The organism is Pusillimonas sp. DMV24BSW_D (assembly GCF_011388195.1).
In the GTDB taxonomy this organism is placed as follows: Bacteria; Pseudomonadota; Gammaproteobacteria; order Burkholderiales; family Burkholderiaceae_B; genus Neopusillimonas; species Neopusillimonas aestuarii.
In genome coordinates this window covers 1,734,536-1,757,644 of the sequence record NZ_CP049990.1, presented here as the reverse complement: position 1 = coordinate 1,757,644, position 23,109 = coordinate 1,734,536, and the positions used below count along the sequence as shown (strand labels likewise).

Annotated in this window: 22 protein-coding genes, 1 pseudogene and 1 riboswitch; of the genes and pseudogenes, 14 read left to right on the top strand and 9 right to left on the bottom strand. The window is 53.2% G+C overall.

Translation table 11 applies throughout. From position 1 onward, the window contains the following. Positions 1–20: 20 nt before the first annotated feature. From glpK to G9Q38_RS08515, 6 genes are read left to right on the top strand one after another with little or no spacing between them, the layout of a single operon-like run. Complete coding sequence (glpK, locus tag G9Q38_RS08535) at positions 21–1,526, top strand: glycerol kinase GlpK (RefSeq protein WP_166129881.1); 1,506 nt, start codon at positions 21–23, stop codon at positions 1,524–1,526. 9 nt (positions 1,527–1,535) lie between these two features. Then, entirely contained in the window at positions 1,536–2,633 is a 1,098-nt protein-coding gene (locus tag G9Q38_RS08530; protein ID WP_166129879.1) for a methyltransferase, read from the top strand. A gap of 33 nt (positions 2,634–2,666) precedes the next feature. After that, the gene (locus G9Q38_RS08525; RefSeq protein WP_166129876.1) at positions 2,667–3,134 is read left to right on the top strand and encodes a TM2 domain-containing protein; all 468 of its coding nucleotides are present in this window, start codon (positions 2,667–2,669) and stop codon (positions 3,132–3,134) included. A gap of 24 nt (positions 3,135–3,158) precedes the next feature. After that, entirely contained in the window at positions 3,159–3,368 is a 210-nt protein-coding gene (locus G9Q38_RS15295; protein WP_370523839.1) for a DUF5993 family protein, read from the top strand. 7 nt (positions 3,369–3,375) lie between these two features. Then, complete coding sequence (locus G9Q38_RS08520) at positions 3,376–3,939, top strand: disulfide bond formation protein B (RefSeq protein WP_166129873.1); 564 nt, start codon at positions 3,376–3,378, stop codon at positions 3,937–3,939. Positions 3,940–3,953: 14 nt separating this feature from the next. After that, positions 3,954–4,151: a ribbon-helix-helix protein gene (locus G9Q38_RS08515; RefSeq protein ID WP_114419694.1), complete on the top strand. Its 198-nt coding sequence runs from the start codon at positions 3,954–3,956 to the stop codon at positions 4,149–4,151. 23 nt (positions 4,152–4,174) lie between these two features. On the opposite strand, the pseudogene G9Q38_RS08510 reads toward G9Q38_RS08515, so the two are convergent. Then, a pseudogene (locus G9Q38_RS08510) lies at positions 4,175–5,413 on the bottom strand (SulP family inorganic anion transporter); the annotation flags it as partial. A gap of 179 nt (positions 5,414–5,592) precedes the next feature. Between G9Q38_RS08510 and panD the strand changes: the two are divergent. The 3 genes from panD to G9Q38_RS08495 all read left to right on the top strand — a co-directional run bounded on the left by panD (position 5,593) and on the right by G9Q38_RS08495 (position 8,171). Next, entirely contained in the window at positions 5,593–6,012 is a 420-nt protein-coding gene (gene panD, locus G9Q38_RS08505; protein ID WP_228276089.1) for an aspartate 1-decarboxylase, read from the top strand. 52 nt (positions 6,013–6,064) lie between these two features. Continuing rightward, a riboswitch (TPP riboswitch) is annotated at positions 6,065–6,169 on the top strand. Positions 6,170–6,232: 63 nt separating this feature from the next. Beyond that, positions 6,233–7,519, top strand: coding sequence for a purine-cytosine permease family protein (locus G9Q38_RS08500; protein ID WP_166129868.1), 1,287 nt, complete (start codon positions 6,233–6,235; stop codon positions 7,517–7,519). 88 nt (positions 7,520–7,607) lie between these two features. Beyond that, positions 7,608–8,171, top strand: a complete 564-nt coding sequence (locus G9Q38_RS08495) for a hypothetical protein (RefSeq protein ID WP_166129865.1) — start codon at positions 7,608–7,610, stop codon at positions 8,169–8,171. Between the two features lie 93 nt (positions 8,172–8,264). Here the strand turns inward: G9Q38_RS08495 and G9Q38_RS08490 are convergent, their stop codons facing one another. Next, positions 8,265–8,639, bottom strand: coding sequence for a tautomerase family protein (locus G9Q38_RS08490; protein ID WP_114419698.1), 375 nt, complete (start codon positions 8,637–8,639; stop codon positions 8,265–8,267). A 110-nt stretch (positions 8,640–8,749) separates the two neighbouring features. On the opposite strand from G9Q38_RS08490, the gene G9Q38_RS08485 reads away from it, so the two are divergent. Continuing rightward, positions 8,750–10,666 carry an ABC transporter ATP-binding protein/permease gene (locus G9Q38_RS08485; RefSeq protein ID WP_166129862.1) on the top strand — a complete coding sequence of 639 codons (1,917 nt, stop codon included), beginning with the start codon at positions 8,750–8,752 and terminating at the stop codon, positions 10,664–10,666. A gap of 7 nt (positions 10,667–10,673) precedes the next feature. Further along, on the top strand, positions 10,674–11,051 hold the full coding sequence (locus G9Q38_RS08480) for a SirB2 family protein (RefSeq protein ID WP_166129860.1): 378 nt from the start codon (positions 10,674–10,676) through the stop codon (positions 11,049–11,051). Positions 11,052–11,063: 12 nt separating this feature from the next. On the opposite strand, the gene G9Q38_RS08475 is transcribed toward G9Q38_RS08480, so the two are convergent. The 6 genes from G9Q38_RS08475 to G9Q38_RS08450 form a co-directional block, all read right to left on the bottom strand. Further along, positions 11,064–11,981, bottom strand: a complete 918-nt coding sequence (locus G9Q38_RS08475; protein ID WP_114419701.1) for a DMT family transporter — start codon at positions 11,979–11,981, stop codon at positions 11,064–11,066. Beyond that, complete coding sequence (locus tag G9Q38_RS08470; protein ID WP_166129857.1) at positions 11,978–13,042, bottom strand: ligand-gated ion channel; 1,065 nt, start codon at positions 13,040–13,042, stop codon at positions 11,978–11,980. The genes G9Q38_RS08475 and G9Q38_RS08470 overlap by 4 nt, the downstream gene beginning before the upstream one ends. A gap of 90 nt (positions 13,043–13,132) precedes the next feature. Then, positions 13,133–14,674, bottom strand: coding sequence for a polyphosphate:AMP phosphotransferase (gene pap, locus G9Q38_RS08465; RefSeq protein WP_228276087.1), 1,542 nt, complete (start codon positions 14,672–14,674; stop codon positions 13,133–13,135). A 10-nt stretch (positions 14,675–14,684) separates the two neighbouring features. Further along, positions 14,685–16,328, bottom strand: coding sequence for a GMC oxidoreductase (locus tag G9Q38_RS08460; RefSeq protein WP_205962273.1), 1,644 nt, complete (start codon positions 16,326–16,328; stop codon positions 14,685–14,687). Then, a complete protein-coding gene (locus G9Q38_RS08455) occupies positions 16,318–18,033 on the bottom strand; it encodes a sugar porter family MFS transporter (RefSeq protein WP_166132352.1) in 1,716 nt (571 codons plus the stop codon). Before G9Q38_RS08455 ends, G9Q38_RS08460 begins: the two co-directional genes overlap by 11 nt. 23 nt (positions 18,034–18,056) lie before the next feature. After that, entirely contained in the window at positions 18,057–19,376 is a 1,320-nt protein-coding gene (locus G9Q38_RS08450) for a DegT/DnrJ/EryC1/StrS family aminotransferase (protein WP_166129854.1), read from the bottom strand. 106 nt (positions 19,377–19,482) lie between these two features. Between G9Q38_RS08450 and G9Q38_RS08445 the strand changes: the two genes are divergently transcribed. Genes G9Q38_RS08445 through G9Q38_RS08435 form a run of 3 tightly spaced genes read left to right on the top strand, consistent with a single transcriptional unit; the run spans position 19,483 to position 22,549 of the window. After that, complete coding sequence (locus G9Q38_RS08445) at positions 19,483–20,871, top strand: sugar porter family MFS transporter (RefSeq protein WP_205962271.1); 1,389 nt, start codon at positions 19,483–19,485, stop codon at positions 20,869–20,871. A gap of 31 nt (positions 20,872–20,902) precedes the next feature. Next, positions 20,903–21,271 carry an MAPEG family protein gene (locus G9Q38_RS08440; RefSeq protein ID WP_166129851.1) on the top strand — a complete coding sequence of 123 codons (369 nt, stop codon included), beginning with the start codon at positions 20,903–20,905 and terminating at the stop codon, positions 21,269–21,271. A gap of 9 nt (positions 21,272–21,280) precedes the next feature. Next, a complete protein-coding gene (locus tag G9Q38_RS08435) occupies positions 21,281–22,549 on the top strand; it encodes a cytosine deaminase (RefSeq protein WP_166129849.1) in 1,269 nt (422 codons plus the stop codon). Positions 22,550–22,565: 16 nt separating this feature from the next. Here G9Q38_RS08435 and G9Q38_RS08430 read toward each other — a convergent pair whose 3' ends face one another. Further along, on the bottom strand, positions 22,566–22,982 hold the full coding sequence (locus G9Q38_RS08430; protein ID WP_166129846.1) for an HIT family protein: 417 nt from the start codon (positions 22,980–22,982) through the stop codon (positions 22,566–22,568). Positions 22,983–23,109: the final 127 nt, after the last annotated feature.

Sequence of the window (23,109 nt, the reverse complement as noted above, 5' to 3'; positions counted from 1 at the left end):
CTTAAATTTAATTTTAATGTATGAGTAGAAAATATTTACTGGCACTTGATCAAGGCACTTCAAGCTCGCGCAGCGTGTTGTTCGACACGCACGGGCAATTAATTGCCATTGATCAAAAAGAAGTGTTGCCTGGTTTTCCCGCTCCCGGCTTGGTGGAACACGACCCCCATGCACTTTGGCGTACCCAGCTCGAAACGGCGCAAAATGTCATTGCACGCGCCGGCATTTCCGCCCGGGATATTCTGACCATTGGAATAACAAACCAACGAGAAACACTGGTTGCCTGGAACCGGCTAACCGGCGAGCCATTGTGCCCGGCACTGGTCTGGCAAGACCGGCGCACACAAGCCTTGTGTGAACAACTTATAGAATCCGGGCACGAGGCTCTGGTCCAATCGCGCAGCGGTTTGCGTATCGACGCCTATTTCTCGGCGGGCAAAGCCAAGTGGATACTCGACCACATACCTGCCGCAAAGGCCTGCGCCGACGCCGGCCACCTGGCACTGGGAACCGTTGATTCCTGGCTACTCTGGAACCTAACCAAAGGCGCCAATTTCGCTACCGATTTAACCAATGCATCGCGCACTTTGCTTTTCAATATTCGCGAAAACCATTGGGACACATTGCTGCTTGATTTGTTCGAACTGAAATCCTCATATTTTCCGGAAGTTCACCCGTCCGCGCATCAATTTGGTTTTGCCGACCCGCAATGGCTTGGCCACCCAATTCCCATAAATGGAATGGCAGGCGATCAACAAAGCGCCCTTTTCGGCCAGGCATGTTTTAAACCGGGCATGGCTAAAAATACCTACGGCACCGGCTGCTTTGCCCTGATGAACTCAGGCGGCACATTTCAGCTATCAGCTAATGGGTTGATCACCACACTTAATGCACAATCAACGTTGAGCTCACCCAGTTATGCCGCCGAGGGCAGTGTTTTTGTAGGCGGTGCCGTCGTTCAGTGGCTGCGCGACGGCTTGCACGCTTTCGAACGTAGCGCCGATATCGAAAAGCTAGCCCGCAGTGTGCCCGATAACGGCGGGGTTACCGTCGTTCCGGCTTTCTCGGGATTGGGCGCTCCCTATTGGCAACCCGATGCCCGAGGCACCATTACCGGGCTAACACGCGGCACGACACTCGCACATATTGCCCGCGCAGCACTTGAGAGTATTGCGTTCCAAAGTACCGCGCTATTACAAGCAATGAATCGCGATGCCCAAGCAACCGCGCGGGCGGAGCTTTCAGAACTGCGGGTAGACGGTGGCGCCAGCAGCAATAATTTATTAATGCAATTTCAGGCCGACTTATTGGGTATCCCGGTTATTCGTCCGGCGGTAACCGAAACAACCGCCTTGGGCGCCGCATGGTTGGCGGGCTTGAACGCGGGAATATACAGCCACACCGACGAACTGGCCGAATTGTGGCAGACTGACACTTGTTTCACGCCTTCAATGACACGCGACGAGGCTGCCGGGAAAATGGCCCAATGGGAGTTTGCTGTTCGCCAAGCCTGTGTTCCTCAATAATTTAGTGTTATGCCCACGCCCCTGCCAACCATCACCCCAAAGCATTTATACCCAATCGCCGACGATTGCACTGCCGACAACGCCTATCAATGGATCAACCAAGGCGCGCATCTGCTTTGGTCGGGCGATTACCACAATGGCATTCAATTGCTGTCAGCCTTAAAGCGGCGCACCGATAAAAAACGCAAACAGCAGTCAGGGCCCATTAACGCAGAGGCGTTTCACCGCTATCGCATGTTTCAGTCTCAAAAGGCCAGCCTTTTAAACCGACTACTTATTAAAGTGGGCCCTGAATACGCACTCGACTTGAAACGAGCGCCCGATCTTCGAGGCGCATGTGAGGCGGCCTTCGGCGAACTCTCAAACGAAACCCTGATCCCGCTTCGTATGGTTCAAGGTGCGCTCAGCGCCTACGCCTGGCAAAACAAAGGGGTCCATATTCCCGCACTGCCCGAGCCTATTCATGTTCGCTACGGCGTTTTTTCACCGGTGCGGGGAGAATATCTGAACCTGATCCAGACCGCGAAACTGCCGGCGAACACTCAGTGCGCATTCGACATCGGAACGGGTAGCGGAGTCATCGCGGCCATTCTCGCGCAACGCGGCGTCCCGGAAGTTATCGCTACCGATACCAGTGAAGATGCCATTATTTGTGCCGCTGAGAATTTCGCGCGTCTAAAGCTTCAACATGCCATTCGGCTGGTTCAGGCCGACTTATTCCCGCCGCAACCCGCACTCGCCGATTTGATCGTCTGCAATCCACCTTGGATACCCGCACGCCCAACATCGCCAATAGAAGCCGCGGTATATGATCCCGGCAACGAAATGCTGGAAAGGTTTTTATCGCAAGTAACACAACACCTGAATCCAAACGGCCAAGTATGGCTGGTGATGTCGAACCTGGCCGAACTTATTCAACTTCGCCCACCAGACTTCATACCCTATTTGGCTGAAAAGCTTGGCTTACGCGTCATTGAGCGCCTTGACACCAAGCCCGGACACGCGAAATCCAAAAATACAAACGACCCTTTATATGAAGCGCGCGCCCGCGAAGTAACCAGCCTATGGAAACTCACTCCTTCCGCCGGCGCAACCGCTAAACTATGAGCACTCTTCGAACACGGAAACATCGAGATATTTATGCTGCGTAAAGCCCTGATCCCTATTGCAGTCTTCATCATTGTTTTGGTCGCACTCACCTTTGGCGAAACAGTGGGTACCCAAATGCTGCGTTGGCTCAACCACTTAACCGGCCTGGTTATCCATAATTTCGCGGATGTCTGGTACGCGGTTGAAATATTTGTTCGCACGCATTTCACCAAAATTATCATTGCATTGGTTTTAACCGTTCCAATCAGCGTTTGGCTCATTCGGCATCAGGGTGAAAAACTGGCCCGTGGCGTCAGCACCCGCAAAATGGCGATTATCCTGGCAATTTTCCTGGGCTGGCTGGGCGCCCACCGTTTTTATCTGGGCCAGATCGGCTGGGGAATTATTTATTTGATTATTTTGTGGGTGTTCGCGCCTCTGGTCGTCATAATCAGCTTGATTGATGCAATTCGGTATGCTTTCATGAGCGACGATGAATTTCCTGCAGTGCAATCGTAACCTGCGGCAAACCCTGATACATTTATGCGGGAAAATGCCGTTACATTATGTGGCATTGAAAATAGGGGACACAAAATGATCATGGTTTTGCCATTTCTCACCGGCGCCATCGCCGCCTGGCTCGGCGTTATGGGCAAACGGCGCGCCTGCCTGTGGGCGTGGTTTATAACATTCGTTATATTTATTGCATGGTGCCAATACCACATGACTGACTCTTTGCCGATTTCACTCTAAGGCTACCATGAGCAATTATCACGTTAGTGCTGCATTCACTTTTCCCCGTTTTCTGAATACGTTGGGGCTGATCGGAATTACTTTCGTACTGGCCTTCGCTTTTGTCTGGCAGTTTGCGTATAACGAACTACCCTGCCCCCTTTGCCTGCTTCAGCGCGTGGCTTTCATGCTGGTGGGGATCGGCTTTTTGCTGAACGCCCGTTTCGGTTCGTCGCCCATGCATTACGGCATTACAATTTTATCGGCCATTGGTGGTGCAATCGCCTCCGGTCGCCAAACTTTGCTGCACATCGCACCGGGCGATCCAGGATTCGGCAGCCCTTTTCTTGGCATGCACTTCTATACCTGGGCTCTCATTCTGTTCGTAATCATTATTGCTTACTGCGCAGTTATGCTAATGCTTGACCGCACCCTGAACGGCACCGTTGTTACCACACCACCCAACGGGATGGTTCGCTTAATAATGTGGTTGTTCGTGCTCATGATCGTGGGCAATCTCGCTTCCACTTTTTTAGAATGCGGCTTGGGTGCGTGCCCCGACAATCCCACCGAATATCTCATGCTTAAATAGCCAGGCGTACTATTATGGAAAACAAAACGGCCCGGCTCACAGTGCTGATCGACCCGCGCAAAAAAGAAGCGTTCGAACAACTGTGCGCCGCCCAAGACATCACCCCGTCGCAGGTTGTCAGGCAACTGATTCGTGGTTATCTGGCTGATCACGGCGTCAATTACACCTCGGAACCAACTGAACCGCCTAACACGGTAAAAACCAATAATTAACCCGTTGTATTTTTGTGTGGTTTCAGCCGGGGAATAAACTGCAGCCACGACAACACCACCCCTACACACACCGCCACGACCAAATCGAAAAATACGGTTAGAGCGAAGGTAACCAGCAACGTCAACGTATCGAGCCACGACGCACGACGAAAAAGTGTCAATGCATGCGGTATTTCACTCATATTCCATGCCACGACGAACAATATTGCAGCCAATGTTGCAAGTGGAACATGGCCGGCGTAAGGCGCCAAAACAAGAATAATCAGGATTAACGTCACGGCATGGACGATACCGGCGATGGGGCTTGACCCGCCGCTGCGGATATTGGTTGCCGTGCGTGCGATGGCGCCGGTTGCCGCGAACCCGCCGAACAAAGGGGAAAAAATATTAGCCAACCCTTGCCCAAACAGCTCTCGATTCGAATGGTGGCGTGTTCCCGCCATGCGATCAGCGACTGAAGCGGAAAGAAGTGACTCAATTGCGCCCAACATGGCAATGGCCAATGCCGGGCCCAACAATTGAAGCCAGCGCGCATAGTCCCAATCGAGGCTTTGAAACGTTGGCAACGCCCTGGGAATATCGCCATACACGGAACCGATCGTCGGCAACCATTCAAATCCAAACAACGCCTGCATGAGCGTCAGGACAACCAAGGCTAACAATGGCCCGGGAATACGACCCAACCGGTAAGGCAACCATCTTGGCACAACCACCAACACCAATGACACCAACGCTACGGCGGTGACAGCCCAGCTTAGATCAGGAAACGCCTGAACTAACGCCCATAACTTTTGGTGAAAATGCCCTTCAGGTGCAACCGGCAAACCGAAAAAGTCTTTCCATTGTCCAACCCAGATAATTACACCAATACCGGCGGTAAAGCCAATGATCACAGGAGGGGGAATATACGGGATCACGCCGCCCAAACGAAAAAGTGCAAGCAATACCAGAATAGCGCCCGCCATGAGCGTCGCGATTTGCAAACCATCGATACCATGGCGCGCAACAATATCGGCCAAGATAACAATAAATGCACCGGTGGGCCCCGCAATTTGCACCCGGCTGCCGCCGAACACTGACACGCACAAGCCCGCGACAATTGCCGTATACAAGCCTTGCTCCGGCTTTACCCCGGAAGCAATGGCAAACGCCATACCTAACGGAAGTGCCACCACGCCGACGATCAGGCCTGCCACGATATTGGGAAGCCAGTAACGACGCCTGAATAAACCGGCATGCCAGGCTTCGACCAAAGCAAACATTCAAGTACCTTCAAGCAAAAAGAAGAGTTATGTTAATTAAATTAACATTAAAAAATAATCAAATAATATTAAAGTAGGAGAAATCCATTTTCAACGCGTCAACGTTCACGGATGTTGCTTTCCTGCTGCAAACACGCACAAAAGCACTACAATATCCCCCCAATTAACCTTTTCCGAGAATGAAAGTGAGAAAAGTTGTCGCCGGTAAGTTGCACGGCATTCGCGTCACCGGAGCCGATCTCGATTACCACGGATCCATCACTCTGGACCCGGATCACTGTGAGGCAGCAGGGATTCTGCCAATGGAGTTTGTCGACATCTGGAATAAAAATTCCGGTGCGCGTATCAGTACCTATGTGATATATGGCGAGCGCGGTTCGCAGTGTTGCATTCTGAATGGTGCAGCGGCTCGCACCTGCCAGAAAGGCGACGAAATTATCATTTGCAATTCGGTTTACGTTACCGAATCGGAAATCGAACAAATCAACCCTGTCATCCTGACCTTCCACCCCGACAACTCCATTGATGAAAGGCTTAGCTACGACGTTTCGCGCGATAGCCAGAACCGCCTCAGCTTCAATATCATCAAACACGTCTAACTCCTTTTTCAGAAACACTTTCTTTTTTCTCTGAAATCGGTACAATTTGCCACGTTATCGCTAGGGGTGTCGCCCGGTCATTTACCGTAGGCGTCTGAGAGAGTCCCTTGGAACCTGTTGAGATCATCCTCGCGCAGGAAAGCGACCTTCGTCTTGAATGGCATTCGTGCAACTTTCCTGGCGGGGCTGTCGCCCCTGCATTTTTGGAAAGTTGCCCGCTATGAACACCTCTTCTTCAACCAACCAGGCCCTTACCCCTGTTCCCGAATCCGACCGCGTTTTCGGCTGGCACGAACATGCTTCACTATGGTTCAGCCTGGGCGTTGGACTGTTGGTCATGCAAGTGGGGGCCTACCTTGTCCCATCAGTGGGCACGCGCGACGCCGCTATCGCAATTATCTGCGGCTCGATTATTGGCGCCGGCCTGCTCGCCTGGGTTGCCCGAACCGGTTGCCGCAGTGGATTGTCGAGTGCGGGGTTGATACACCGCACGTACGGCAGTCATTTCGCTCGTCTACCTGTCATTCTGAATATTGTGCAGCTTCTGGGCTGGACCACCTTCGAAATGGTGATTATGCGAGAAGGTACCACCGCCATTGCAAATCAGGCTTTCGGGCTGGAGTTGAGCGGCACCTTGGGCGTCATTGTAATCACCCTGTTTTGGGGGGCTATTCTGCTGGCATTGCTGGCAGGATCCATGATTAAGCTGGTACGCAAACTCATTGCGCGATTTGCCCTGCCTCTGGTCATTTTGTCCTTACTGTGGCTTAGCTGGCAATTCCTGGTGTTGCTAAATGAACAAGGCTTGAGCGCTGTTTGGGATCGGCCGGGTAACGGCCAAATGGGGCTGTTCTCGGCCATGGATCTGGTCATTGCAATGCCTATTTCCTGGCTGCCGCTAGTAGCCGACTACGCACGCCACGGCCGCAGCACGAAAGGTGCCCTGGGCGGCACCTGGTTGGGGTACGCCATTGCCAATATCTGGTGCTACAGCCTGGGGGTCATCATCGTCAGTGTTGCAGAGCCCGATGCAGGTCTGGTTAACGCGCTTTTGCTGGCGCAAGGCGGCTTGGTTGCACTGGGTCTGATCATGATCGATGAGCTGGACAACGCCTACGGCGACCTGTATTCGGGGTCGGTCTCCACCCATAGTTTGTTGCCAAAATGGAGTATCAGGCGCTGGGGCATGACGCTGGCGGTTATCAGCATGGTGTTCGCCACGGTTTTACCCATTCACACGCTTGAACCGTTTCTACTGATGTTAAGTTCCATTTTCGTACCCCTTTACGGCGTGATTCTGGGGCGCCACGGTATTGGAACGGGTGCGATTGCAGACAACAATAAACGGGCCGACTGGTCGGCTGCAACAATCTGGATATTGGGCATTGTGTGCTACCACAGTGTAGGACATTGGGTGCCGGGCCTGGGCTCAGCACTGCCAACCTTGGCGTTTACCTTTTTACTCGCCTTTGGCACGCGCAGCGCTGCAACACGCATTACCTCGTAACAGCAGTAACATTTTTATAATTATCGGAACGCAAGGTAATACGTAAAATTCCTACACTTGAACCATCTTAATAACAAGAGGTTCAACAATGCGATTTGCAAAAACCACCTCCGTAATCAGTGCGTTAACGCTGGCAATCGCTTCCTCGATGGCGCTGGCTAAAGGGCCAGACCATCGAGGGCCGCATCACGGCAAAGGCCATTCCGCCAAACATTGGGATGGCGGCAAGCACCAGAAACGCGCACATCGACAAGCAGAACGATACAAGCGGCATCACGATCGCCATTATGACCGTGGACGAAACTACCATGACCGCCGCTACTCAGGAATCGATATTTATGTATCTTTCTTCGGTGACCGACATCGCAGGCTTGCGCGCGATTATTACCAAGAACACTATTACGGCCATTGCCCGCCCGGGCTGGCAATGAAACGCAATGGCTGCATGCCCCCTGGGCAAGCAAAAAAATGGCGAAGGGGGTACCCGCTTGGCCCCGACATTACGTATTACGATCTGGATCGACACTTGCGTATTCGTTTGGGCCCGCCCCCCGACGGACACCGTTACGTGCGTGTTGCGTCTGACATCTTGCTGTTGGCAGTGGGCACCAACCTGGTAGTTGATGCCATTGAAAACCTGGGCCGCTATTAAATCATTCAAAAACACCCCGGCACCAAATTGGTTCGGGGTGTACCCTATTCGCAACATTAAGCACCGTAAGCTGTTACAGCGCAAAAATGCCACTTAGCGGCCGGCTTGCTTGGCGGTAAGCCCGCCTTTTACACGAATATTCGTTTTCAGAATGTCATGCAAAATGCCGTGAATCTGGTCTTGAGAATAACCTGTTACTTCGTTGGCCAGCTTGCCAAACGCCGCCAGTAACTCGGCTTTCTGTTCTTCCGTACGCCCTTCAATCATGTCGACGTGGAAAATAATGCCCGGCGCATCCCATTGCCCACCATCCAGGTAGTGGCCTTCCGGCAATTCATGTAACATCACGCGGACTGAAGGCAAAGCGGAACCCAAAACCTGAACAATGGCATCGCTGGATTTTTCAATCAGCTGCTTTTTCTGAACATTGTTCAAACCTGAAGTGGTGGTAATGGTGACGTATGGCATGACTACCCTTTAAAAGTTATTGAAACTGGATGGCCATTATCGCTTTATGGCCGCTTTTTTTACAAGTCAAAAATCGAACGCTAACACGGTAGCAAGCCGGAGTGAACTGAATGAACTGGACGCAGGAACTGATCGACAGTGCAATATGGCTTTCACAAGTATATGTCGTTACGCTGATATGCTTCGGTTTAACGGTTTGGTTTCTGGCACGTCGCACAGTGTGGGGGCGTCAATTCTGGCAACTTTCGGGTGGCTATTTTTCCCCCCGACGCAGTTGGAAACCCATTCTTACCATTGCTTTTATTCTGCTCCTGACCCTGGCCGGCGTGCGTTTACAGGTGTTGTTTTCAAACTGGTATAACACCATGTACAGCGCCCTTCAGGATTTGAATGAAGCGGCATTCTGGCTGGCAATGTGGTTGTTTGCAGCCCTGGCCACCGTCCATGTTTTGCGATCGCTACTCGACTACTATGTCCAGCAGGCATTTTCAATTCATTGGCGAACCTGGCTGAACAACCAATTGCTTGGCCGTTGGCTCGACCGCCAATCCTACTATCGCACCCAGCACCTGGAAAAAGGCGTCGATAACCCCGACCAACGTATTCAATACGACGTCACGGTATTCGTGCAGTCGTCACTGACGCTGTCCATGGGCGTGGTCGACGCACTGGTATCAACGGTTGCCTTTACCCTTATTTTATGGGGCTTGTCGGGGCCGCTGGGCTTGTTTGGCGTTGAAATTCCCCGTGCCATGGTATTTCTGGTTTTTATTTATGTTTTGGTGGCCACCCTATTGGCAATTCGAATCGGCCGACCGTTGATCATGCTGAACTTTTTGAATGAACGTTTCAATGCCGACTATCGTTACGCACTGGTCAGGTTACGCGAATATTCAGAAAGTATTGCTTTCTACGCCGGGGAAAAAGTGGAAAGCACGCTCCTACGCGGCCGATTTGCGCAAGTGATCAGCAATGCCTGGGCGATTGTGTATCGATCATTGAAGTTTTTGGGTTTTAACTTTTCGGTTACGCAGGCGGCCGTTGTTTTTCCATTCATTATTCAGGCCAAACGCTTCTTCTCCGAGCAAATCACGCTGGGCGATCTGATGCAGACAGCACAGGCATTCGGGCGCCTGCAAGACAATCTTTCATTTTTCCGCAATGCCTACGATGAGTTCGCATCGTACCGTGCAACACTCGACCGTCTAACCGGATTCAACCGGGCGATTGATGAGGCGCAGCAATTACCCCGCCCCAACCTTAATGACCATGCAGACCACCTTACCATCCGAAATTTAACGGTACACACTCCCAACAACCGGTTGCTGATAGACAAACTCGACCTCTCCCTTAAGCCGGGCGATGCCCTGCTTACTCGCGGGCCATCCGGCTCGGGCAAAACAACGCTATTACGTGCCATTGCCGGCCTGTGGCCTTTCTGTGAGGGTGATATCGAACGGCCTCAAGACCACCTGCTATTCCTGGCACAAAAACCGTACTTGCCACTGGGCTCACTGCGCCAGGCTTTGTATTATCCGCACATAGTCAGCACGCGGGAAGGCCTGTTTATCGACCGCGAAGAACAGAAAGAGGCGGCAGTGGCAAGTTCCGGCTCAGCACCCCAGAATCTGGATGAGCAGGTCGAAACTCCCTCCACAGTCACCCCTTTGGCGACGCATCAAGACCCCCAGGCACGCGAAATACTGGAACAAATTCAACTGGGCCATTTAACTGACCGGCTCGATGAGGTGAATGACTGGAGCCGGATTTTGTCGTTGGGTGAACAACAACGGCTGGGGTTCGGTCGGCTGATGGTGGCGCGCCCAAAAGTTGCTTTCCTGGATGAAGCCACTTCCGCAATGGACGAAGGCCTGGAAGACGCCATGTACCGCTTGATTCGCCGGCATTTACCGGATACCGTCTTAATTAGCGTCGGACATCGCAGTACACTGGTTCGACATCATGCCAAACAACTTAACTTAAAAGGAAACGGTCAGTGGTCGATATCGAACGACCTGCCGGCCTGACACCGCCATGCTCTCTTATACGATCCTGAAGCATCTGCACGTTACCGCAGCCGTTATCAGCCTGGTGTTCTTTATTGTGCGCGCATACTGGTCGGTCATGCGCTCGCCCAGACTGCAGGGCCGGTTTGTGCGCATTGCACCGCATGTAGTTGACACGATTCTTTTAGTGTGCGGCCTTGCCCTGGCCTTCATGATCGGCTTTCACCAAACCTGGATCCTGGCCAAGATCATTGGTGTTATTTTCTACATTGCGGTTGGCATGGTCGCCATCAAGAAAGGCAAAACCGCAACAACCCGCGCGCTTGCCGCAGTCGTTGCCGTACTGATCTTTTTCTATATTGTTGGTGTCGCTTTAACGCATAACCCATTGTCGTGGTGGTCGTAGCAAGGCGCCAAACTAGCGCCTTCCCCGGCCCAGTACGATCACACCGGTTAACACAAAGGCAGTACCAATAAGTTGCAGCACAGTAATGGGCTCACCCAGCAACCAGGCCGCCAAAAACAATACCGAAACGGGGCCGATAAGGCCAAGCTGTGACGTTAAAGGTGCTCCGATTCGAGCCACGGCCCACATAATCATGAATGTGGGCGCAACCGTGTTCAACGTGGCATGAATCAAAGATAACTGATAAACCGGCCAGGGCTGTTGCAGGCCCGCCCACGAATGGACCCAGAAAAACTGCGCAATTGTAAAGGCAGCCGATACTGACATTGCATAGGCAACCAGGCGTGTCGCCCCAACCACTTTGATAATTTCGGCCGAGCCAATCAAATATACCGAGTAACACAAGGCCGACGCCAGCACAAACCCGGCGCCGACAATCACGGCCGGACCGGCAAACGATAAGTCGTGCAAGAACACAAAAACAACGCCTGCGTATGATAAGGCCAGCGCCAACCACTGGCGCGGCGCAATCGGGCGCTTGAAATACAATGCAGTGATAAGCAGGACGAAAGTTGGCGAAAGGTACAACACCACGCGCTCCAAACCGGCCGAAATCGTCTGCAGGCCCAGGAATGCGAGAAAACTGGATAAGTAATAACCGATGAAGCCAAGCAGCACAATTTGCCAGCGCTGACGCACGGTCAGACGCGGGATTAATCCTTTACGCGCCTTGTTCGCCTGGTATGCAGCAACCGCAAGAAAGATAGGCCCAGAAAGAAGCATTCTGAAGCCGATAATCGTAACGGCATCGACCCCTTCGTAAAGATAGGTCATTTTGACAACAACACCCTTGGCCGAAAAGAAGATCGCGCCAAGAATCGCCAGACAATAACCTGCCCAAAACCGCTTTGCAGAATTAACCGGCATCATTCAATAAATAAAGGGATCGACACAACAAGCAACACGACATAAATAAAGGGATACAACCGCCCTATTATGCGATTCAGGGAGCGGGCCGCATCGGCCCCCCTTTCGGTAAACACGGCGGCAACCAGGCATGAAGTTAACAGACTGATCGTTAGCATAATGATGGTGACGTTAAACAACACGTCGGCCAGCGTTAAGTAATGCACCACCGGCAACTCGCGCCCCAAGACAAACTTCAAGGCAATGGTAGTGAGTATCAGCGTTGTTGTCCCCCCGATTCTTGGTGAAGAAAAAGCAGGCTGCACGGTGGGGTTGAGCCATAACAGGCCCCACGATGCCAACGCGATAACAATTAAAGGGAGTAAAACCTTGTGAACGCCGTCAAGAAAATCATGTTCCACCCGAATATCAATGTCGATTTGTGGATACAAGTTGCTGGAATGCACCATGCGAGTACGTTCGCTAACGCTCCAACCCACATCCTCGGGAACCCAGTTACCGTGAATAACCCGATCAACCGCTGCAAGATCCTCTTTCGGTGTCAGCTCACCCAATTCAAACTCGATTTGCCCGCGGTCCATTGCCGCGCTGGTTAAGGTAAGGCTTAACGTTAAATGACCAAATGGAAACCATGTTAGCTCACCATCGAAACGCGGCGTTGCCGAGAACTTCTCACGCAACTCCACATGACCATCGGGCCAGATACTAAGCGAGTACACCCGTGCAACTGACAACCCCTTTTCGCCATTAACGTCGATAATCGGATGCCAGATTTGTTGTAACTGCTGTTCCGCGCGCGCGCCCATCCAGATGCGCGGCCCCGGTCTGCCGGGCTCCGGTTCAAACTCCAAACGGGGATCATGCCAGCGCATACCGAACTGCGCAGTTAAGTCGAAGGTGCCGGAGCCCAACTTAATATCGTTGATATCCTCAAGCTTCAGGTCAACATTCACCAACGTTGGCTTGTCGGGACTGGGCGGAGGAATATCAGCCCACGCCGGCTGCAGCACAATACAGAACAACAACGCAAAAAAAATATGCCGACCGAATTTTGCAACACTCATTCTAAAACCTTTACCCAGCTTAAAACCCCATCAGGCCAAGTCTTGGCAATCATACTTTGCCCAAGCTTCATATAACCAAAGGACGACATATTAACCTGCACCCTGCAATTCGGACTCCAGGCGGGCCGCCACGGTTTCAAGCACCGTAATCCGCGCGTGGTGTTTATCGTTGGCCGACACGAGATGCCAAGGGCTAAGAGATGTATGGGTACGGCCCAGCATGTCATTCGTTGCTACCCAGTATGCATCCCATTTGCGCCGATTACGCCAATCCTCAGGCGTTATTTTGAAAGACTTAAAAGGTGATTTCCGGCGCGCATGAAATCGTTCCAGTTGTTCCTCTTTGGTAATGGCCAGCCAGAACTTGATCACAATGGCACCGTTGTCAATCATTTGCTGTTCGAACTGATTGATTTCGTCGTATGCATGCTCCCACTGCAACGGCTCTATAAACGACTCCACCCGTTCAACCAAGACACGCCCGTACCACGAACGATCGAAAATAGCGATTCGCCCAGGCTTGGGCAACCGCCGCCAAAAACGCCATAAATAAGGGCGCGCCCGCTCTTCGTCGGTGGGCGCTGAAATGGGAATGGCCCGGTACTGGCGCGCATCCAATGCCGCCGTAATACGACGAATCGCGCCCCCTTTACCGGCAGCATCCTGGCCTTCAAACACCAGCACCAGTGAGCGATTTTTGAATTTCGTGTCGCGCAACATACGTGCCAACCGACCTTGCAAAGCAGGCAATTGATTTTGATAGTCGGCTTTCTTGAGCTTGGCTGAGAAATCAATTCCGTCGAGCGAGACGGGCGATATACAAGACAATGACTCGGGCGGCTCTGAACAGAACGGATAAACCGGACGCCAACTCGGCGACGGCCGTTTACGTAAGCCTTTGAGTACCGCTTGCGCTGTGCTGATGACCCGATACAAATCATGCGCTGAAGGAACAATTTGCCATGGTATGCGCGGTTCGTGCGTTAAGCTCATTGCCACGGCCCCGGCACGGCGCGCACGATCGAATTTTTTACGTACTTTGAAATCAAGCGACTCTACCTGCCAGGCAGTCTCCGGGTTAGCCAGCAACCCATCTATGCGCGCCTGCTGGGCCTGCTTCGACATGTGAAACCAAAGCTTAACAACCTGTACCCCGTTACGACTTAAGGTCGTTTCGAAATCACGAATGGCGTGCGTCACCGCCTCCACCTGTTTCCAATCAGGTCGCTTTTTCTTCAATAATTCAAATAACGGCCGATACCACGAGCCGAACACAATTCCGGTAGTGCCTTTTGGAGGCATATGTTGCCAATAGCGCCATAACGGTGGCATAAATGATGCGGGCACTTCAGGTTCACCAAAAGCAAGTGTGTGAACATAACGCGCATCCATCCACTCATTCAACAGATTAATGCAGCGGCCTTTACCGACACCGTCAATACCGGCAATCACAATTAACAACGCCTGATTCGCTCGCCGCAAATGCGCATACTGTGCTTTCAGCAACTGAAGTCGAAGGAGTTGTGCCTGTTGCAGACCTGTCGCTTCATCAATAATCGGGTCTGCTTCGGCACGCTCAAGCAAAGCCGCAATATGCGGCGAAATCGGAAACGAATCAGGGCTGTTTTTCATTAAACGCCCCTCAGGCAGTTTGCCCCGTTTGCACTTCAAGCGGCTGAAACTGAACCGACAAGCGCTGAGCCAGACGGTGTGAAAGTGCCATAATGGTCAGCGTCAGGTGCTTATCCGGCAGGTGCGGAACGACGCCGCCATCACACACGTACAGGTTATCGAAACCGTGCACGCGCAGATGGCCGTCGACCACGCCTTCGGACGCATCGGCCGACATGGCGGTGGTACCCGCATAATGAATACCGGTGCCACTGTTGTCGCGGGTTTCATAAATCATTGTGGAAGAGGCCGACTTCAAAATTTTCCGGCCCCATGCCATCATGACGTCCATTTGCTCATGAACCGATTCCGGCATGGTGAAATCAACCGCCACCTGCCTCACCCCGTAACGATCCGTGGTGTCGGCGAGCCGGACTTTATTATCGAGTTTGCGCTCGCCGGCACAAAAGAGCCCAAGCGTGACGTAACTGTAAAACAGGTACTTTGCCATCCGTTCCTTGATGCGTGGCGGCATCCATTTCATTTGACCCAGGTAGTGAGGGACATCGGGAATACCGTGAATGGCGTGACCAATAAACGGAAATTCGGCGCCATCGGCCAACTTGCCGCGCGACATTAAGATCAGCAAATCGCCGTAACCAATGTCGTAATCGCGCTGCTTGCCCCACAGCCGACGCAATGAAGTGGACAACACCACCTTAGGATTATCCTGCAAGCCGCGACCCAGCATATCGCCTGCGTTACCCAAACCCTGGGGATCGGTTGCATCTGCGGAATTGAACAAAATACGGGGCGTTTCGACGGCCCCCGTTGCCAACACCACCACGCGTGCCCGAACCCGGCGCTTTTCCTGCGTTTGCGTGTCGAGGTACTCTACTTCATCAACTTGATTATTGTGTTGCGCACTGCGCAACACACGCAACACCTTTGCATTAGAGACCAAACGGTAGTTTGCCAGCGTAGCAATTTCAGGCAACAAGCGTGCCGTAAACTTGTAAACCGAACCTACCGGGCAGCCAGAGGTACAAATGCCGGTGGACACGCAGGACGTGGCCATCCCCTGACGCGTATTAATGGCTTTACGATTGGGAATCGCATAAGAATAGCCATCTTTCAGCTTTTGCACGGCATCAACAATCATGTGATCGGCCGGACGCAAAGGTTTGGGCTCAATGAACTCACCATCCGGAAGCGCATCAAGACCTTCACGTGTTCCACAGACTGTAATGAGTTTTTCGACCGCACTGTAATGTGAATCCAGCGATTGGCCTTCAATTGGCCAATACTTGAAATCTTCGCGGGCGAATCGCACGCTAACCCCATTCCATAAATTTTGCAGCCCATTAACCGCCAAAACCTGAAAATGCTGAAAGCCCCCTTGGGGACGCGCTGTTGAGCCGTGTTGACCGTCGGCAAACAAGGGGTGAACAAACAGGCTGTCGTGCGGATCGCTGGGCCAAACAGTGTTCCGACCTATACCGAAAGTGGAGCCCGGACCCGGTGGCATAACCGTTTTAAAGAAATCGTCTTGAAGACGCGGACCTTGTTCAAGTGACCAGACACTCACACCGGCCTTGGCCAACTGATGAGCAAGAATACCGCCCCCTGCGCCTGTTCCTACAATACACACATCGCAATCATAGTCACGCTCCACGCGAATCTCCTTTGTTGTCCACTTGCGGCTCTCCAACCCATTGCAAAAACGACGGCGAGGCAAACCGGATATGTTCAAAAAACGCCACGAAAGTCTCGCGTTCGGGCCCCATATCGTGCTGCGTTAGCGTTTGCCCCGGCCGGCCGCCGACCCGCGCATAAACAATGCGCAGCGCCGTGCGAACCTGACGATTGTCGTAACCCACTTCGCTAATTCGGTTAATTAAAGGGCGCAAATAGGTACGATACGGACTGAACTCGACAAGTTGAGTCAGCATTTCATGCGCCTGATCCTGGGTAATGTCCGGTGCGTCGGTGTGCATAGACGGTGGTGCAAACTGACCCAACATATGAAACGGACGGCCCGACAACAAATGTTTTTCGATGTCTTCGAGCGAAACACCGCTGGTTTCAGGAATACGCAAATAGGTAAAGATCACGCCTGCAACACAGACCAGCGCGTAAATGCCGAACACCCCGCCCAGCCCAAGCGACGACACCAGAACCGGAAACGAAAACACGACCAGAAAATTAAAACCCCAATTAGTAAGCGAGGTAACGCCCATCGCCATGCCACGCACATGAGATGGAAAAATTTCAGCCATCATGACCCAGGGCAAAGGACCGATACTGGCGGCAAAGGCCGCGATATAAAGCGCCATACCGATGACGGCAAGAATATCGAGCGACTGTATACCGGTTGCCGCACCCACGGCAATCATGCCCAAACCCAACGCGGTGCCCACGAACCCCAAGAACAAGAGGCGACGACGCCCGATGCGGTCGATAAGATACATACCAACCAACGTCATGAGTACATTAACCACCCCGACGCCAATCGTGGCCATGAGCTGGGTGGAGCCGGAATCAAAACCGGCCTCTTGAAAAACCGTAGGCGCATAGTAAATAACGGCGTTAATGCCACTTAGCTGTTGCAGGAAAAAGAGCCCGATACCCACAATGAACGCCGGCCGGACGACAGGTGCCAGCAAATCGGCCCAACGACCGGAACCGTTCGTGTCCATCGCCGCTTTAATATGCCCAAGCTCTGATTCAATTTCATGCTGACTTACAGACGTACCACGGACCCGTTGCAGGGCACGTCGAGCGTCTTCGGTACGCCCTTTCAAAATGTACCAGCGCGGCGTATCTTTCAAAACCGCCATGCCAAGGAACAGGGCAATACCCGGCAAAGCGCCCAGCATAAACATAGTGCGCCACTTATCGTCGAAGGCGAAATTCACCAGATAGGCCGAAAGAATACCAATGGTAATGGCAAGCTGATAAACCGAAACCAGCATACCGCGCTGCTTACTGGGCGCGCTTTCAGAGATATATAAAGGCGCCACCATCGCGGCCACCCCCACCGCCAGGCCCAGCACTAACCGGCATCCTGTCAGCACCCACACCCCCGGCGCCAAGCCGGCGCACAACGCACCGATCACGAACAAAACAGACGCAAACAATAGGGTTTGACGACGACCGAAACGCTCGGCCAACGACCCGGCCAATAAAGCACCGAACAGCGCGCCAAACGGCACGGCGGCTGTCATCATGCCCTCTTCCAGCGAGGTTATCTGAAACTCGGCGCGCAAAGACGACAGCGCGCCGGCAATCACCCCTTCATCGAAACCAAACAGAATGCCGGCAAGACCCGCCACCAACGCAACAAAATAAATCACCTGACTCTCCCTGAGTTTTTTGATTGGTTGTTTTACAGGCGATCGATTCAGCGTAAGACCGCGCGAGATACTTTCTTAATGGCTGTAATAATGTCGTCGATATCGTTATCTTTCAAAACAGAGGCAATGGTGAGCAATGCGCCGCGTGCATGCATCGCGTCGCATTCCGGCAACGCGCCATGCTCATAGCTGTACTGCTCTGCAAATGAATTCAGCGGATGCGACCATGGAAAGCCATCGGCGCTGTTCGAACGTTTATTCACCAGGCTTGGAATATTGGAATACCAGTGCAGGCCCCAATCACGCATGGTCAGGCAAGCCAGGCTGCCGTCCGGCCCCCGAATCCCCTCGGCTTTCAGGGCATCGACAAAGCGTTGCGCATGATCTTCCGTGGGTAATAGCATCAGCATGAAAGGCCCGGAGTCTCCGGCAGGATCGGGCACATGACGAAACTCAAGGCCTGGTGTGCCCTCGAGCGCTTCGCGGATACGCCATTTCGCCCCTCGCATCGCGCCAGTAATTTTCTCCAGCTTGCGCATTTGTGCCAGCGCCATGGCCCCGGTTAATTCCGGCATGCGTGCGCCAACGCCCCAAAGCTGGGTATTCGGGTCGGAGGTGTCAAGCCGCCCTGCCGGGGTACGCGGATATCCCAAGTCGTGCAACGCAACGATCCGTTTGAACAACGCATCGCTCTGCGTAACAACCATGCCTCCCTCGCCGGATGTCATGTTTTTGTTCAACTGAAAACTGAACACACCGATATCACCGAACGTGCCAACGGCCTGCCCTTTAAAGCTGGCTCCCGAAGCCTGTGCACAATCTTCAATAAGGGCCAGACGATTTTCCCGGCAGATGGCCGCAATTTCGTCGATCCGCCCCGGGGCTCCGCTCATGTGAACGCATAACACCGCCCGCGTTTGCGGCCCGATCTTGTCTCGCAAATCGTTCGGGTCCAGGCAAAATGTGTTGTCGACATCCACCAGGCGGGGGATGGCACCCGAGCGCACAACGGCAGATACGCAACTGACCCATAAATATCCGGGCACCAGTACCTCGTCGCCGGGCCCCAGCCCCAACGCCGACATGGCAATGCTTAAGCCTGCCGTGCCGGAGGACACGCCTAAAGCATGCTTGTGCCCATATTTCTCGCACCATTCTTTCTCGAAAACGTCGACCATATGCTGGGCCTGCGGCCCGTAGAAGCGGAACGGGCTGTGTGCATCGACCACCCGCATAACCAATTCGCGTTCTTCTTCATTCATCCATCCTGCGCCTGGAAATTCCCAGGGCAATGGTTCGGTTCTAACAGGTTGGCCGCCATCAATGGCCAGTTGCTCGGCGGACGTAGAAGCAGAATTCGACGACATAACGGGTAACTCCAGAATGACAAGGGGTGGTCGGACAGCGTCGCACAGTGTAAAGTCAGGAACCGTTGAAGTCTATGCGGAATAACCAATAAAAAAGGACAGTGCTTTGAGAGGTTTGGACCCCAGTTATCGCGTTGCCGCCCTGGTTTGCTGTTTCGGCATTTTGTTTGGTTTTGGCATCACCTCTATTGCCGGCGTACTGGAACGCTTAGCCGTGATATTCCAGCTCAATACCAGCGCTCAGGAAACACTGGTTTCAACGTTGGTCATTGCCTGCTTTGCGGGTGCCATGCTGGCCGCCCCCTTGTCTTCACGCTGGGGAAGACGCCCTGTTATGTATCTGGCATTCGCTTTAACCTTGGCCGGGTATGCCGTGATTCTTTCCGAACCTGCGTACGGCGTTCTGATCGGTGCGCGCCTGGCTTTAGGCTTATCGATCGGGCTGTCGTCCATGGTCGTACCTATGTACGCCGCTGAAACTACCCCGGCCCGAAAACGCGGCGCCGTCGTGGCTCTTTTTCAGCTGGCCATCACGGCGGGCATCTTACTGTCGTACACCGTGGCACTGCTGTTCGTGTCGTCTTGGTCGTGGTTCCACATTATGGGCGTTGGCATCATTCCCGGCGTTTTGGGTGTTTTGGTTTTATTTAATCTTCCGGAAAGCCCACGCTGGCTAAGCGCAAAGTCACGGTTGGAAGAGGCCGGGAAGGCTGCGCAGGCGTTATCCCTGCAGCAAGAGTGGCATGAAGCCGCACGCCAGGAAGAAAACCTCGATGCAAACACACATGTGCCCCCCGCAGCACACCCGGCCACCCCCACAAAAAAATCCCGCACCAGCATTGTTGCCGTGCTGGTGCTGTGCAGTACGCTTTTCATTCTGCAAAATTTCAGCGGCATCGACGCCATCCTCTATTATGCCCCCCACCTCTTCCAGACACTGGGGTTTGCGCCCGGCACTGCCTCACTGGCCGCCACGTTCGGGCTCGGGCTGGCCAATTTTCTGGCTACCATTGTTGCGCTGAAACTGGTCGACAACGCCGGGCGACGTCCATTGCTGATTTTCGGCTCCGCTCTCATGACGGTCGGCCTGGCGCTGGTCATTTTGGCGTCACTCTATGCCATGCCCTATATTGGGCTAATTGGCTTGTGCCTCTTTATCATTGCGTTTGCCATCAGCCTGGGGCCCTTACCCTATGTCATGATGTCTGAGCTTTTCCCCAGTGCAATCCGTGAAAACGGCATTGCCGTCGCCTCTTCAATCAGTTGGCTTTTCAACGCCACCATTGCATTTACTTTCCTGTCGGTCATCAATGCCATCGGGTTAAGCGCCACAATTGGCATTTTCATGGTGGTTTGCCTAATGTCACTGATCATCAGCATCATTTATTTGCCGGAAACCCGGCGCGTTCGCCTAGAGGACATTGAAACCAAGGTCATGCAGGGCGAAAAGCTGCGCAATCTTGGGTTGCCACGCGGTACCGGGCCGAATACTTAGCCTGCTTGTTTTTTGCTTCCAAGGAGTCATCATGCATACCATCACCTGGTTGTTTCTTATTGCCGCCCTACTCCCGATTATTGCGGCCGGGTGCGCAAAAGCCGGCGCCAAAGGCTTCGATAATGAACAACCCCGCCCTTGGCTGGCTGCTTTGCAAGGTTGGCGTGCGCGGGCGAATGCAGCACAAACCAATACCTTTGAAGCCTTGCCGTTTTTCTTTGCCGCCTGCCTGTACGCCCTGCACCAGAACGCCAACCCAGGCTGGCTGGCCGGCCTGATGGGCGCCTGGATTATCGTGCGCCTGGGCTACCTGGCCTGCTATATCGGGGGATACGGCACGCTTCGCAGCCTGGTCTGGACACTGGCCCTGGCGCTAAATATTGCCATTCTGTTTGCCTGAAGAATCAGTATGCACATTACCAACGCACGTTTGCCCCAACAGGAAGGTTTGTGGCAACTTCAACTCTCAAACGACCGTATTGAGCGTATCGCCCCCGCCGGCGAGAACCTGCCCGCAAACGAGCAATCAGGCAGCCTTGATGCACAAGAAGGGTTGGTGATCGCCCCATTTGTGGAGCCGCACATTCATCTAGACACCACCCAAACGGCCGGGCAACCCAACTGGAACCAATCGGGAACGCTGTTTGAGGGCATTGAACGCTGGGCCGAACGCAAATCCATGCTGAACATGGAAGATGTTAAAAGCCGTGCGTGGACCACTCTGAAATGGCATATTGCCAACGGAGTACAACACGTACGCACTCATGTTGACGTTTCCGATGCCTCCTTAATGGCCTTGAAAGCCATGCTGGAAGTGCGCAGTGAAGTGTCGCCCTGGGTTGATCTGCAAATCGTGGCCTTCCCTCAAGAAGGTATTTTGTCGTATCCCAATGGCGAAGAATTGCTTGATGAGGCCCTGCGCATGGGCGCCGACGTCGTGGGCGCGATTCCCCATTTTGAGTTCACACGCGAACTGGGCGTTGAATCGCTGCACAAAGCCGTTGCATTAGCCATGAAGTACGACCGCCCCATAGATGTGCATTGCGACGAAATTGACGACGAACAATCCCGATTTCTGGAAACACTGGCGATGTTGGCTTACCGGGAGGGCCTGGGCGCAAAGGTAACCGCCAGCCATACCACTGCCATGCACAGCTACAACGGCGCCTATACCTCGCGCCTGATGCGTTTGCTGAGAATGTCGGGCATTAACTTCGTCGCCAACCCTTTGGTGAACATTCACCTGCAAGGGCGTTTCGACACCTACCCCAAACGCCGAGGCATTACCCGGGTTAAAGAGTTGCTGGCCGAAGGCCTGAATGTGTGCTTCGGCCACGACGACGTGTTCGACCCCTGGTACCCGCTCGGCACAGCCAATATGCTGCAAGTACTGCACATGGGCATGCATATTACCCAAATGATGGGCTATCAGGAACTGGACGAGGGGCTCGACCTGATCACCACACGTAGCGCCACCACCCTGGGCCTGGCCAATTATGGTATTCAGGAAGGCAAAGCCGCCAACCTGGTTATCCTGCCCGCAACCAGCGGCTTCGACGCCCTGCGACGTCAGGTTCGTGCGCATTACTCTGTGCGTGCAGGGCGTGTTATTGCACACACGCCACCCAGCACCACAACCATTTATTTAAACCAGGACGAAACTGTATCGTTTCGGTAGAACAAAAGGTCACACGCTACAAATAGGCCCGAATACGCTCTGCCATCGCTTCCAGTTCCTCGCGCGCCACGGGTTCGGCTGCATGCATACGCAACACCACCCCTTTTTCATGCGGAATCACATGAAAATGGCAATGTGGTACCGTTTGCCCCGCGGCCACCCCATTCAACTGGGCAATATGAATGCCCTCAACGCCTAACGCCTTTTTCACGGCAATCGCCATGCGGCGCGTCACGCGAATACACGCCTGGGCCCCCTCTTCCGACACATCCAGCAAGGTTTCAGCCGGCTCTTTGGGAATAACAAGCAAATGCCCATCAGCCTGTGGCATTAAGTCCATGAACACCAACGTGCGCTCATCTTCATACACCCTTACACAAGGCGCCTCGCCACGCAGAATTTTGGCAAAAATATTATTGCTGTCGTAAGCCATCCAAGCTCTCCGATGTTGTTATTGACCAAATAGAAATTGTATGGGGGTATTGTATCGGCACAATATGCTTACGCCGGAACAAAGCAGTAATATTCGTCAGCAACGCTTTTTACCAGGTTGCTACGTA